Source organism: Sphingopyxis selenitireducens, from assembly GCF_051550705.1.
GTDB lineage: Bacteria > Pseudomonadota > Alphaproteobacteria > Sphingomonadales > Sphingomonadaceae > Sphingopyxis.
The window spans coordinates 24,184-38,434 of record NZ_JBPULG010000007.1; the positions used below are offsets into that span (position 1 = coordinate 24,184).

Genomic DNA, 14,251 nt, shown 5'->3' on the forward strand with positions numbered 1-14,251 from the left:
TAATGTGGCTATGTGACGAAAGCGGTATGCGCTCCGACGGCGCCGCGCCGGAGCGCTTGCGGCGAGTGATGACCTTGGGCGCACGAATTGCTAAGGAAGCGGAATGGCCAGCGTGAACCCTATCGACCTCGAACCCACCGACCGCTTTTCCGAGAAGCGCGACCGCATCATCGACGCGGCAAGTACGCTCATCAACGAGCGCGGTATCAAGGGCACGACCTTTGCGGAGGTCGCGAAGCTGGTCGATATGAACCAGAACAGCATTGCCTATTACTTCAAGCGCAAGGAACTGCTGGTCGCCGCGGCCTATGATTATTCGCTGGGCCGTATCGAGGCCCAGGTTGCCGAGGCCGCCTCGCAGCCCGACCCGCGGAGCCGGGTTGCGCGATACCTTGCGCGCACGATCGACTATCGTGTCGGTCTGCGAGAGGGGCGGCTCCGGCCGGTGACCGTGCTCTCCGAACTGCGCGCGCTCGACGAACCGCATCATGGCGAGTTGCTGGCGCGCTACCACGGGATATTCCGGACCGTTCGTGGCTATTTCGGCGAGGCCGACACCGCCGGGCCCCGAGGCCTCAACACCGTGCGCGCGCATTTCCTCCTGCAGAACGGCTTCTGGTTGCCGGCTTGGCAGAGCCTCTATTCGGCGCGCGAGTTTGCGCGTGTCGAGGCGCGAATGCTCGAAATCTTCGACCGCGGCATTGCACCGGAGGGCAGGACATTCGAACCTCGGGTCCTCGATATCGGCCTTGCCGCGAGGCCGGTCGACGGCGATGTCGACGGCGAAGCCTATCTGCGGGCGGCGACCCGGCTCATCAACGAACGCGGCTATCGCGGCGCTTCGGTGGAGCGCATCGCCTCCGAGCTCAACGTCACAAAGGGCAGCTTCTACCATCATCTCGACGCCAAGGACGATCTCGTCCTGCAATGTTTCCGGCGCAGTTACGGCACCGTATCGCGGGCGCAGCAAGCCGCGAGTGATCTCGAAGGCAGCTATTGGGACCGCATTTCGGCGGCGATTTCGACGCTGCTCGACGTGCAATTCTCCGACCTTGGCCCCTTGCTGCGCACGACAGCGCTCGCGACCCTGCCCGCCGAGCCGAGAAGCGATGTCGTTGCGCGGTCGAACCGCACGGCCCGGCGCTTCGCGGGCATGATGATCGACGGCATCACCGAGGGATCGATCCGGCCGATCGACCCGCTGATCGCAAGCCAGGTGGTCATGGCAATGCTCAACAGCGCGGTCGATCTCAAGTCTTGGGCCGACGAGTTCGAACGCGGGGAAGCGATCCGCCTCTATGCCTCGACGCTTGCCTACGGCCTGTTCGACGATCCCTCCGCCTGACGCCATCGTTCAGAACCGTTTCGTCAGCCCGACCTTGAACTGGCGGCCAAGGGCGCTGCCGGTAAACGGGTCGTAATTATAATCGAGACGCGCGAAGCTCGGCTCCTCGCCGGTGATGTTGATGACGGTGAGACTGAGGTCGGTCTCGAAGGGAAGCTTGATGCGCGCCGAAATGTCGGCGGTCAGATTGCTTCCGATCCGCTTGCCGTCGGAGATGACGGGGGTACCGGGCAGTTCGGCCCTCGGTGCGAATGGCGCAGTGCGCTGATCGACATAGCTGTCGACATAGTTGAGCGTGAGCCGGGCATCGACCGGACCGGAGCCATATTCGACATAGGCCTGACCGCGCCAGCGCGGCAGCGGATAGGCGGTCGTCTGATAGTTGAGCTTACCGACGGCATCGAAGGCCGGCTGGACGATGATACCCTCGACGGTCTCGTCTTCGACCTGATATTCGAGCACATAGGTGGCGGTGAGCCCCGCACCGAAGCGCCCGCCCAGCATGTCGTCGGACCGGTAGCTTGCAATGAAGTCGATCCCCGAATTGCTGACGCCGGCGCCATTTTTGTAGAAGGTGCGGAGACGGGCGACATTGTTGATGCCGCATGCCCCGTTGAAGCTGAAGCGGGCTTCGAGCGCGGCAAAGGCAGGATTGCCGCAGTTGGCCGATCCCGTTGCGCCGAAGAGCGCATTGGCCATGCCAGCAACGGGTTCGGCGATGATGAGATCGCTGATATCATAGCGGAAGTAGTCGGCGCTGAAGGTGAAGCCGCCGGTGCGGACGATCGCGCCCGCCGAGTAGCTTGTCGCGGTCTCCGGGCTGAGCGCGGGATTGCCGACAACCTCGACCGGACGCGAAGCGCTGCCGATGATCTGGAGCGAGGTTGAACTGCCATTGGTGATCGTTGTGAGCGGCGGTCCGCGGAAGGTCGTGCCAACCGACCCTCGCAGTGCCAGCCAATCGGTCGCCTGCCAGCGGAGCGTTGCCTTCGGATCGAAGGTCGAGCCGATCGCGCCGCCGTAATCCTCGTAGCGGGCGGCAAGCTGCAGATCGACGCTGTCGAACAGCGGCGCGCGGAGTTCGGCGAACAGCGCGTAGACATCGCCCGAAAGATCGGCCTCGCGATTGCTTCCGAGGAAGCCAAGAGGGCCGCTTTCGGGGCTGCAAATCCTGTTGCCGTTGATGGGGGTGTCGCGGCAGGGCATCGCGTCTAGATTGTTGAAGACGCCAAGACGGGTGCGATATTGGTCCTTGCGATACTGCCCGCCGATGGCGAACATCATGTCGCCGCCGGGAAGGGTGATGCCCGTTCGCCCGCTGACACTGGCCTCGCCGACGAAGAGGCCGGTGTAGGTGCGCGAGCGCGATTCGGCATAGAGCCAGGCTGCAAGGCCGGGTGCGTTTGCGACGGCCGGGTTATAGCCCGGATTCGCAGCTCCGGTCACCGCATTGCCCGCGAGCGCGTTGCTGAAGGGATTGATGTAAAGGCAGCCGCCGGTGCCCGGCGTTCCGCTTGTGCGTCCGCAGTCCGGGCCACCGTAGCCGCGCAGCGCAAGCTGGACGCGGTCGCCGATGAGATCGAAGCTGTTCAGCTGCCGAACATAATTGTGGTAGGTGAACGACACGTCGAAATCGAGCGCGTCGGTGAGCTTTCCGGCCAGCGAAGCGGTGAAGCGCATCGAATCCGATGCGCGCGATCCCGATGGATCGAACCCGTTGCTGCCTCCGAGAAAGAAGGGACGGAAGAGAAGATAGGGGAAGGTTGCGCCGGCGACCGGGATCCCGGAAACCGTCCCCGGGAGCGCCCCCGGGTTCGCGGCGAGATAGGCCTGATAGCCGGGATTGGTCGCGGGCACATACCAGCCCGGGATCGCGCTTGCGCCGAAGGCGGCGGGCAGGACGCTCGCGGACGGTCGCTGGAGCAGCAGATAGGAGGGCGATGTCCTGATGTGCGGGACCTCGGAGTGGCCAAACAGCACCGTGGCCTCAAACTCGATGTCGGGCGCAACCTCGATGCCGACCTCGACATAGGCCTGGAGGCGGCGCTCGGTGTCGGTGAGCGCATCGAACCCGATATATTGTCCGGCGCAGCGCTGGTTCGCCACGCCGTTGGCGGAGAGCAGGGTACCGCCAAGCGGTACGCAGCCGACATCGGCCCGCACGGTGCCTGCGGCAGCGCCGTTCCCGAATACCGGCAGGAAGACGCCCGGATTGCCGCCGGTGGAGAAGCCGTTCTCGGGATTGTCGAGATAGCTTCCGATGGCGAATGAGCGATCGGTCGCCATCAGCTCGGAGCGGCTCTGGTAGCCGAAGGATGCGAGGACCCGGAAGCCGTCCTGCCGGTGCCCGAACGCTGCGCTCAGCGTATAGTCGCCGTTCGAGCCTTCGACGAGTTTATAGTCGCCGCTGACCACGAGGCCCTCGAGGGCGCGATTGGTGATGAAGTTGGCAACGCCCGCGATTGCATCCGAACCATAGGTGGCCGCCGCGCCGTCCTTCAATATGTCGATGCGCCCGATCGCAGCCATCGGGATCATGTTGATATCGACCGTCGGCACGCCGTTCCCGGCGCGCACCATGCGGCGGCTGTTGAGAAGCACGAGGGTGCGCGAGGGACCAAGACCGCGAAGGTTGATGCTCGCGATGCCTTCGGAGCCCTGGCTCCGGCTGTCGAACTGGTTGGAATCGCCGAGCGTGCCATTGGCAATCGGCAGCGCCTTGAGCAACTCGACGGCGCTCGGAGACCCTTGCCTGACCAGATCCTGGGCGGATATAACGTCGATGGGGGCGGCGCCATCCTCCCGTTCCCCGCGGATGAGCGAGCCGGTGACGATGATTTCGGCGTTGCCCGCATCGTCGACTTCCTCCGCCCGGGCACCGACGGCACAAAGTCCAATTGCCATCAGCGCGGCATGGCCGCTCGCAGCGGCGAAGCGCAGTTTTCCTCTCATGATTTTCCCTCTCCATCACGGCGCGGCTCGAGCCCGCTCATTGTCGATTGCTGATTTGGCCCGGGTCGGGCGCGGATCCCCTCAGGGGGAAGTGGCTGGTCGCTGGTTCAGCGCGTAATCGGCTTCGATAGGGTCGGTCTCGTCCTGCAGCGGGCCGGCCAGTTCGAGCCGGGCCAGATTGGCCTCGTGCGCCGCCCGGTCGATCCGGTAGAAGGTGAGAAAGCCGACTCCGATGAACCAGAGCAGGGCGGCTGTCGGCAGATATATCCCGATCAGCGTGTCGATCGTCTCCTGAGGCACCTCGCCGGGTTTGGCGCCGGCAGGGAATGCGGCGACATTGAGTACGACCCCTGCGGCAAGAACGCCGAACCCTGCCGTGCAGGTCTGCATGAAGGACGAGGCGGCGAAGAAGACGCCGGACGAATGCCGGCCGGTCTTGATCAGGCTGTCCTCGACGACATCGGCAATCATCGCGCTGGTCATGATCTGCGACGTCGCGGTGGCGGCGCCGTAGAAAGAGGCGAAGGCGAACAGAACCGCGACGAGCGTCGCTTCGGGCTCATTCGGCAGGAACAGGCCGAAGTGCCGCAGCCCGAGCGGGACGAGGCTGATCGTTACGCCAGCGATCGCGAGCGTCATGGCGACGGGCTTTTTGCCGAAGCGCCGTGACAGGCGCGGTGCGATGACGAGGGCGATGGTCGCCGCGACGACGCCGTCGAACGTCAGCAGGCCCATGCTCGTCGGCGAAAGCTCCCAGACGAAGGTTCCGAAATAGACCGCCATCGCTGCGTACATTCCCGCGGCCGTATATTTCATGATGCCGAAGGCGAGGAGTGCCAGAAAGCCGCGGTGCGAAAGGGTCTGGACGAGTTCCCTGAAATGCGCCGTCAGCGGGCGGGGGAGGCGCTCTTCAGCTTGCCGGGCAAAGGCAATCCGGTCATGCGTTCCAAGCGCGCACGCCATGATCGAGACGAAGATCAGAACGCCGCCGACGACGCCGAGTTGATGATAGCCCTCGGGGTTGAGCTGGCCGACGGGATAGTCCGGTGTCGGCTGCAAAAGCTTGAAGAAGAGGAGGGTGCCGATTCCGAGGCCGCCGACATATCCAAAGAAGTAGCGCCACGTCATGAGAGCAGTGCGCTCGTCATAATCGTTCGTCAGCTCGGGGGTGAGTGCAGCGGACGGCAGTTCATAGAAGTTGATCGCGATGCGGCCGAGCATCGAGACGATGAGAATGTACCAGAACATCCCGCTGTTGCCGAGGTCGGCCGGCGGATTGAACATCGCCCAGAACAGAAGCGCCGTGGGGGCGGCCGCCAGATACATATAAGGGTGGCGTCGTCCCCATCGTGAGCGCGTGTTGTCGCTGATCTGCCCGAGGATCGGATTGCTGATCGCGTCGATCACAAGTGAGATGAGGAGGGCGGTCGAAACGAGCGATGCCGGTACACCCATCACCTGATTGTAGAAGATCAGCAGATACGCGCTGTAGGCCACTGTCTTCGCGCCCTGCGCGAGCGACCCGATCCCGAAGAAGAATTTGGTTTTGAATCCTACCGCGGGGAGCGGTGCAGAAGGCTGCGACATTCTAGGCTCCTCTTGCCCTGTTCGAGGAGGAGTCTCTCGTGGCGCCCTCTCTCGATCGAGAACATACCCGAGTCTTTAATATTCGCAAGAGGCTTTGTCAGAGTAGGGATTATAGCTCAATTTAATAGGAGTAATCTAGGGATTTCGCTGCAGCATGGAGCAAACCGTATTCTTCATATTGCTGAATGTCAGGGTCTGTCGGAGTGCGTCCCCCTGTCCCGTCGGCGGCTTCCCAAGGCCGGTGCGCGCAAGTCAGCGCGGCGGGCTGATCGAGGCTCGTTCCGCAGAGTTCGGTGCTGGCAACTCAGGGATCCCGCCCCTGCAAGCGCCGGACGTATGCGTAACATTGGCGGGATCGGACGGCCCCATATATAGCCGCGATTCAGATCGCCGCCCGAAAGCGGACTGTCTCCGACCGGCCACTGGCAGATATTAAACGTCGTCCTGAAGGGCAGGCGGCGCTTAAAAAATCGTGATGTGAGCGAAGGATTCTTGCTAGCCGGGTCTCTTGTGTCTCAGGGAGAGCGTATCGGTTTCTCGTCTGCAAATCTGGAGAGGGTGCCACGGGCGATACGAAGGAGTTTCAGCGGCGGGTCCGCATCTCGCAGTGGGTGGCGTGTTCAGTCATTCCCCACGAGCCGGCGGTGCGTGCCTGGCTTTCCCGGGCGCGCGTGTCGCCCGAGGATATCGACGAGCTGATTCAGGAGGCTTATTGTCGCCTCGCGATGCTGGAGTCGGTCGATCATATCGACCGCGCCGACGCCTATTTCTTCTCGATCGCGCGTAACCTGCTGCTCCGCAATGTGAAGCGGGCGCGTATCGTTCCGATCGACCGCGTCGCGGAGATCGAGGCCTGGTCTGCCGACGATGCGCCGTCGCCCGAGCGGCAAGCCGGGGGGCGGCTGGAATATGAAAGAGTGCTGGGATTGATCGCCAAACTTCCAGAAAGGTGCCGCGAGATCGTGCGGATGCGGCGGATCGAGGGTCTGTCGCAGAAGGAAATTGCCGCGCGCATGGGCGTGACCGAGAAGGTTGTGGAAAAGCAGGTGTGGCAAGGCGTCCGGGCGATACAGGCGGCGCTGGCTGCCGGTGACGTGACAGCGTCGCCGGCATCGGCGGTGCCGAAGAAAGGAGCGTCGCGATGAACGCGACGGGCAGGGCCGAACAGGCTGCGCTCTGGGTGGCGCGTATGGACAGAGGCGACTGGTCTTCTGACGACGAAGCCAGGCTGCAGCGCTGGATCTCGGAGGACGCGCTCAATGCCGGGGCGCTGCTGCAGGCGCAGGCGGCGTGGGCGGCCACCGATGTTTCGCTCATGTCAGCGGCCGCAGACGATGCCCCCGCTCCACGCTCTGGTTTTTCGCGGCGTCAATTTGCCGCTTTCGGCGGGGGCGCAATCGCTGCGTCGTTGGTCGGCGCCTTCCTGTGGGCCGGATTGCCGACGAGCTACACGACCGGGGTCGGTGAAATAAGACGGGTTCCGCTTGCCGACGGATCGATCGCAACGATCAATACCGCCAGCAAGGTGGAGGTGAACATCGCTGAGGCGTCGCGCGCAATTCGTCTCGACGAAGGTGAGGCTTGGTTTCAGGTGGTCAAGGACACTTCGCGACCCTTTGTCGTCGAAGCGGGGCGGGTGCGGGTGCGCGCGGTGGGCACAGCCTTTTCGGTGCGCCGCCGGGACAATGGCGCCGACATATTGGTGACCGAAGGGGTGGTGGAGACTTGGGTCGAGGGTGCCGAAGGCCACCGGATACGCCTCGAAGCCGGGGCGCGTGCCTTCGTAACGGATAATGCTGCGATCTCGCGCGAGCCAGCCGGGCCTTCGTCGGTCGACCGGGCGCTCGCTTGGCGAGCGGGCAAGATCGACCTGCTCGGCGACCGCCTGGATCACGCGGTCGCCGAGTTCAATCGCTACAATCGGCGTCAGATTGTCATCGTCGATCCGGCGCTGGCGGCAGAGCGGTTCGATGGCGTCTTCGGTACCGACGATCCGGCGGGCTTCGCCAAGGCTCTCGGAAGCAGCCTCGACGTGCCCGTAGACATGTCAGAGGCCACCGAAATCCGGATCGGTCAGCCACGAAAGTGAAATAATTCTGCCATCGGGGTGAAGGATATCGATTGGCCAAGTCTCTTATCGTGCAGGCAGGCAAAAAAAGGGGAATGCCTGTCGTCCGACAAGGGGGCTCGATATCGATGGCTTGCAATAGATTGATGATCACTGCCGCAGCAGTGTGCGCCGTGACCGCGGCGCCGGCCTTGGCGCAAACCAAGTCCTTCAATATTCCCGCTCAGGCGGCGCAATCGGCAGTGACGGCGCTGGGGCGACAGGGCGATATTCAGATCATCGCGGCGCGACGCATCACGCAAGATAAACGGGCGAATGCGGTGAAGGGTGACATGACCGTCCAGCAAGCGCTCGACAGATTATTGAAAGGCACGGGGCTGGAATATCGGCAGACCGGGCCCCGAACCTATACTGTTGTCCGCTCGCGGAGCGCAGTTGACGCGGGAAACGAAGCTGGTGAGGGCATCGATTATGGCGCGCGGCCCGAGATTCTGGTTGTCGGAGAGCGCAACTGGTCGCTGAACACCGACATCAAGCGGACCCGCGACGATGCGCAGCCCTACATCATCTTCGATTCCGAGCAGATCAAAAGATCGGGCTCGAGCAATCTCGAGGATTTCTTTCGCGATTTCCTGAATGCCAGCGCAAATCCGTCGATTAATGAGAATAATCGAACGACCCACCAGGCCGGGACGATCAATTTGCGCGGCCTCGGCGCGGGAGAGACGCTGATCCTGGTCGATGGGCGTCGGATCGCGCCGATCAACGCCAACAATGGCGAGGGGCGCATTGAGCAGCCGCTGCTGAGCGGCATTCCGCTCAACTCGATCGAACGGATCGAGGTTCTGGCTTCGTCGGCCTCAGGCATCTACGGCGGCAGTGCGACGGGCGGCGTCATCAACATCGTCTTGAAGCGCGATTATCGGGGTTTCGAGATCTCGGCCAATTATGGCGGTGGCTACGATGGCGGCGGCACCAAGCGGCGGATCGATGCGTCGGGCGGTTTCACGCCGTGGGGCGGCGCGAATGTCTCGGTGTCGGGAAGCTGGGAAAAGAGCGGTCCGCTGGTTTTCGGGCAGCGCGATTATCTGGTCGATTATGGCCGCCGTTACGCGACGCTCGCCCCGGCAAGCAACGCGGTTCTGTTGGGGACGACCCCAAATATCCGAAGCGCCAACGGGTCGGTATTGACCTTCGATGCGTGCAGCGCCGCCAACACTCCAGCTTGGTGCGGCCAATCGCTGGGGTCGAGTTTCACTCATGTGCCCGAAGGGTATCGGGGGATCGCGCTCGACGGAGCGGCGGGATTGATCGCGAACGCCGGAACCTACAACACCGACATCGCGGATACGACGCAGACATCTATCGCCGGCGTATGGGGCCGACGCGCCCAGATCGTCAATGCGACTGAAAATCTGTCGGGGATGGTCGCGATCCGGCAGGAAATTTCTCCGGCACTCAAGGTATTTGCGGAGTTCGCCGCCAACCGTAACGAGGGGACGCGCGCCGTGCACGCTGCCGCCAGCAGCATTCAGCTCGCGGCCAACGCGCCAAACAACCCGTTTCAGCAAGCTGTGTATGTCTCGCTTTTGGAAACCGGTGAACCGCGCTATTCAAGCTACCGTAGCGTCGGCTTGCGCGCGACCGGCGGCGTGATCGTCAACCTGCCATTCGATTGGCAGGGCTCGGCAGATTACAGCTGGAACCGTACCAATACGCGCAACGAGGCCCCCGCCAATCTGACGGGAGCCTTTCAGACGGCGCTTGCCGCAACAGCGAATGTGATCCGCGATCAAGCGGCCATCCCTTGGGACTTTGATTATCTCGATATCCCCCAAGGCTCTCGCGATCGCAAATCGACGACCACGACGGCGTCGCTGCGGCTGGCCGGACCTCTGCCGATTCAGCTGCCAGGCGGCAAACCGACCATATCGGCGCATCTCCAGCGAACCGAAACCTCACTGCCCGGTGCAGTTTCCTACACGTCGAGCAACATCTCCTCTCAGATCATCTATAGCGTCCCGCGCAATGTCCGGAATGACGCAGCTTATTTCGAGGGACGTATCCCGCTGGTATCTCCGACGAACAACATACCCTTCGTGCATTCGCTCGAACTGTCGGTGGCCGGTCGCTATGAAAAATATCGCCTCGATGGGGCAGATCCTCTGTTCGGCTGCCTCAATGTTTTGCGGCCGCTCGACAACAGCGATCTCGATATCGAATGCCCCCCGGAAGGCACCGTCATCCCGCGCGGGGTGGCGTCGCGCTCGTCCTTCAACCCGACTTATAGCCTGAAATGGCAACCAGCGCCCGATCTGACGCTGCGCGCATCTTATGCGACCGGCTATCGTCCGCAGGACGCATCGCAGCTCGTGTCGCGGTCCACGACCTCATTCACCTTGCTGACCGATCCACTGCGCGGCAACCAGCCGATCGGGCGGGGGTTATTCTTGCAAATCCCCGTTATCAACAACGGGAATGCGACGCTGCGGCCGGAACGCTCGAAAAGTTATACCGCGGGGTTCATCCTCCAGCCGCAGCAAATCAAGACCCTGCGGCTGTCGGTCGACTGGACACGGATTGAAAAACGCGACAATTTCTATCAGCCCGGCCTCCTCGTGCTGGGGGGAAGCGATTTTCAGCAGATCTTCAATGATTTCATCGCCGCCAATCCTGATCGCGTTACGCGCAATACCGACCCCGCGAGCTTTGGTGGCTTCTCCGTCGGTCCGGTCACCCAGCTCGATCTGTCGCTGGTCAATCTGTGGGGTTCAAAGGTCAGCGCGTTCGATTTTGCGGCCGATTACAGCACCGCCGCGTTCGGCGGCAAGCTCGATTTCTCGCTGAGTGCCACCTGGGCCTATCAGTTCGAAGTCCAGATCAGCGACAGCAGCCCCGCGCGCGACTATTCCGGGACAGGTTCGATCTCGTTCCTCGACACCGGGGGCGGTCAGGGCGGGCCCGAATGGCGGGGCCATGCGACGATCCGCTATAGCAACGACCGTTGGGGAATCGGCGTCCGCGCGCGGTCCACGTCAGGCTACCATCTGACCGCGACGCGGCAGTTCGTCGCAGCGCAGGGCGCGGCAGATGTTCCCTCGCAGGCCTATTTCGATCTGTTTGGCAATGTCCGGCTGTTCGAGAATACAGAACTCGCCGCGGGTGCCCGCAACGTCTTCAACAAGGCGCCGCCCTATGATTCCGGCAACGCGCTTCGGATCAGCCCGTACGGCGATGTCCGGGGCGGCACCTATTATGTGACCCTGACCCAGCGATTTTGAAGAAGCGTCTAGCGGCGTGCCGGCGGTCTTCCGGGGCTGCCGTCGGCACGGCGTGCGCAAACAAGAGGAAAGCCGACATGATGAAGCCGATCCGTGGCGGGCTGTTGCTCGCCGCCCTTGTTACGACATGCCTGACCAGCCCCGTGTCCGCCAGGATCCATGCGCCCGTCGCTGCCGCAGCAGCCACTTCGCAGGGCGTGGCTGGCATCGATATCCCGCACGAGGAATTTACGCTGCCTAACGGGTTGCGGGTGATCGTTCAGACCGACCACACCGTCCCAGTCGTCGCGGTGAACATCTGGTATCATGTGGGGAGCCGCAACGAGGATCCCGGCCGCACCGGCTTTGCGCATCTGTTCGAACACCTGATGTTCCAGGGCAGCGAAAACCACCGCGACGAATATTTCCGCCCATTCGAACAAGTGGGGGTGACCGACCGCAATGGGACGACCAGTTTCGATCGCACCAACTATTATCAGACCGTCCCGACGCCTGCGCTCGACATGGCATTGTGGATGGAGTCGGACCGCATGGGCCACTTCCTCGGGGCCGTGACGCAGGAGATGCTCGACGAGCAGCGCGGCGTCGTTCACAATGAAAAGAAACAGCGGGACGGACAGCCCTATGGGCTGGTGATGGATGAACTGCTGAGCGGCATTTTTCAGGCTCCGCATCCGTACAGCCACATGCCGATCGGATCGTCGGCGGACCTCGATGCCGCCAATCTCGAAGATGTGCAGGCCTGGTTCAAAAGCTGGTACGGGCCCAACAATGCTGTGCTGGTACTCGTCGGCGACGTCACCCTTGCCGATGCAAAAAAGAAGGCAAAACGTTACTTCGGGCATATCGCACCGAGCGCCAGCGTGCCGAAGGACGTGCCCGACACGCCACGCCTGACCGAAAGTACGCGGGCGATCTTTCCCGACCGTGTGCCGCATGTCGCAATCTATCGCGCATGGCCGGCCCCCCACAGCGAGGCCGACGACGCCGCCGCGCTGCAGGTGCTGGGCAGCATCCTGGGGGGTGGCGGCTCATCGCGCCTGCGCGACCGGCTGATCCAGCGCGAGCGCGTCTCGACCGCCGTTAGCGCCGGCTATTCGGGTCTCGAAATCGCGGGGGTGTTCAGCGTCACCGCGCGGGTGAACGACGGTGTTGAGGCCGCGCGCGTCGAAGCCCTGCTCGATGAAGAGGTTCGGCGCATGATCGCTGAAGGGCCCACGCAGGCCGAACTCGACCGCGTGCGTTTTGCGATCCGCGCAGCCCTTGTGAAGGGCCTCCCCAAGGTGTCGATGCGCGCCGAAATCCTGAATCAATGTGCCACGCTGAACGGGCGCGCCGACTGTTGGCGCGAGGGAATCGAACGTCTGATGGCGCTGACGCCTGATCGCGTCCGCCAAGCAGCCAAGCGCTGGCTCGACGCGCCGTCGCACACGGTCGAAGTACAGAAGAGTGAAGTGGCGGCCGGTTCGCTGCCCGAGCCGGCGGCGCCTGATATCGTGAGGGCGCCTGCCGTCGTACCGCCGCCCGATCCGAAGTTCCGCGCGGTCGGCAAAGGGATCGATCGCAGTCGCGGGGTGCCTCAGGTGACCGAATTTCCTGAGCTCGAACTCCCTCCGTTCCAATATGCCACCCTTTCGAACGGGATCGACGTGACCGTCGTCGAACGCAGCGACGCGCCACTGTTGACGCTTGCGATCACCCTTCCGGGCGGGGTCCTTGCAGACCGGCGCGACGGCGGAAAGCCATTGCGTGCCAGCCTCACGGGATCGATGCTGTCTCGCGGCGCCGGCAATTATGACGCGCTCGAATTTGCGGCGCGTGCCGAGGAAATCGGCGCGCAGGTGGGCGGCAGCGTCAGCAACGATTTCACCAGTTTCACGATGCAGGGCGTGAAAGAAAAGCTGGGCGAATCGCTCGACCTTTTGAACGATCTGATGTTCCGCCCTCAATTCGACGCGACCGAAATCGAACGCACGAAGGAACAGGCGGCGGCCAGCCTGGCCAGCGCACGGTCGCAGCCGGCCGGCGCTGTGCGGCGTATCGTGCCCCATCTTCTGTACGGCCCTGATCACCTGTCGGGCGAGCTGGTAACGGAGGAAGTGATCAACGCGGTAACGCGCGAAGACATGGTCGCCTTTCACAAGGATCGCATGCGCGCCGACGGTGCTCAGATCGTTGTCGTCGGCGATACGACCATGGCGGAGATCATGCCGATTTTGGAAGCCAGATTTGGCTCATGGAAAAAATCGGGCGCGGTCGAACCCGCGCAAAACGTCGAGGCTGCGCTGCCGGCAAAGCCGCGCGTGTTTCTGATCGACCAACCGGGTGCCCCGCAATCGATGGTCGCGGTCGCGCAATTAATCCCGGGGCAGGAAAATGATGCCGCGACCGACGCGATCGATATGGCGACCGGCGTGCTGGGGGGCGGCTTCGTATCGCGGCTGAACATGAACCTGCGCGAGGACAAGAGTTGGTCCTATGGCGCGGGGGCAAGTTCGGGCGGCGGCAAGGATCAGCGGGCGTGGTCGGCGAGCGCAATGGTCCAGGCCGATCGAACCGCAGATTCGATGCGCGAAATAAGGGACGAGATCGCGCGCTTTGTCTCGCGAGAGACGCCGGCGACGAAGGCGGAAATCGATCGGCAGAAAGCGACCCTCTACGCCCTTCCCGGCGGGCTCGCGAGCAATGATATGGTGGCCATGGTGCTGTTGAACGCCAGGAGTTCGGGCTGGCCCGACGACTATATCGAACAATATGCGGCGCGGGTTCGCGCCATGACACCCGAACAGGTTACCGATGCTTTCGCGCGCACTATTCGGCCGGATGCGCTCACTTGGGTGGTGATGGGGCCGCTCGATCAGATCGAGGAGCAGGTGCGGGCGCTTGATCTGGGTACAGTGACGGTGATCGATAGTGAGGGAAAAATCGTGAAAGGGCGCTGATTGTCAGATGGCGACGGTCCTGCAGGTTGCTGCAGGACCGTCGCCTTGGTCCGCTGTATCTCACGCCCGTTGTCAA

At 62.9% G+C, this 14,251-nt stretch carries 7 protein-coding genes; 5 read left to right on the forward strand and 2 right to left on the reverse strand.

The features are described 5' to 3' along the window. Window positions 1-103 precede the first annotated feature (103 nt). Window positions 104-1,345: a TetR/AcrR family transcriptional regulator gene (locus ACSYDV_RS21075; protein WP_438326033.1), complete on the forward strand. Its 1,242-nt coding sequence runs from the start codon at window positions 104-106 to the stop codon at window positions 1,343-1,345. 9 nt (window positions 1,346-1,354) lie between these two features. Here the strand turns inward: ACSYDV_RS21075 and ACSYDV_RS21080 are convergent, their stop codons facing one another. After that, on the reverse strand, window positions 1,355-4,297 hold the full coding sequence (locus ACSYDV_RS21080; protein WP_438326035.1) for a TonB-dependent receptor plug domain-containing protein: 2,943 nt from the start codon (window positions 4,295-4,297) through the stop codon (window positions 1,355-1,357). An 81-nt stretch (window positions 4,298-4,378) separates the two neighbouring features. Continuing rightward, window positions 4,379-5,884 (reverse strand): MFS transporter, encoded by a 1,506-nt coding sequence (locus tag ACSYDV_RS21085; RefSeq protein ID WP_438326037.1) that lies wholly within the window; start codon window positions 5,882-5,884, stop codon window positions 4,379-4,381. Window positions 5,885-6,528: 644 nt separating this feature from the next. Here ACSYDV_RS21085 and ACSYDV_RS21090 point away from each other — a divergent pair. From ACSYDV_RS21090 to ACSYDV_RS21105, 4 genes are all read left to right on the forward strand, one after another. After that, window positions 6,529-7,029, forward strand: a complete 501-nt coding sequence (locus ACSYDV_RS21090; protein ID WP_438326038.1) for an RNA polymerase sigma factor — start codon at window positions 6,529-6,531, stop codon at window positions 7,027-7,029. Next, complete coding sequence (locus tag ACSYDV_RS21095; protein ID WP_438326039.1) at window positions 7,026-7,973, forward strand: FecR family protein; 948 nt, start codon at window positions 7,026-7,028, stop codon at window positions 7,971-7,973. Before ACSYDV_RS21090 ends, ACSYDV_RS21095 begins: the two co-directional genes overlap by 4 nt. Before the next feature lie 152 nt (window positions 7,974-8,125). Continuing rightward, on the forward strand, window positions 8,126-11,233 hold the full coding sequence (locus ACSYDV_RS21100) for a TonB-dependent receptor (protein WP_438326041.1): 3,108 nt from the start codon (window positions 8,126-8,128) through the stop codon (window positions 11,231-11,233). Between the two features lie 77 nt (window positions 11,234-11,310). Next, entirely contained in the window at window positions 11,311-14,175 is a 2,865-nt protein-coding gene (locus tag ACSYDV_RS21105; RefSeq protein WP_438326042.1) for a M16 family metallopeptidase, read from the forward strand. Window positions 14,176-14,251 lie beyond the last annotated feature (76 nt).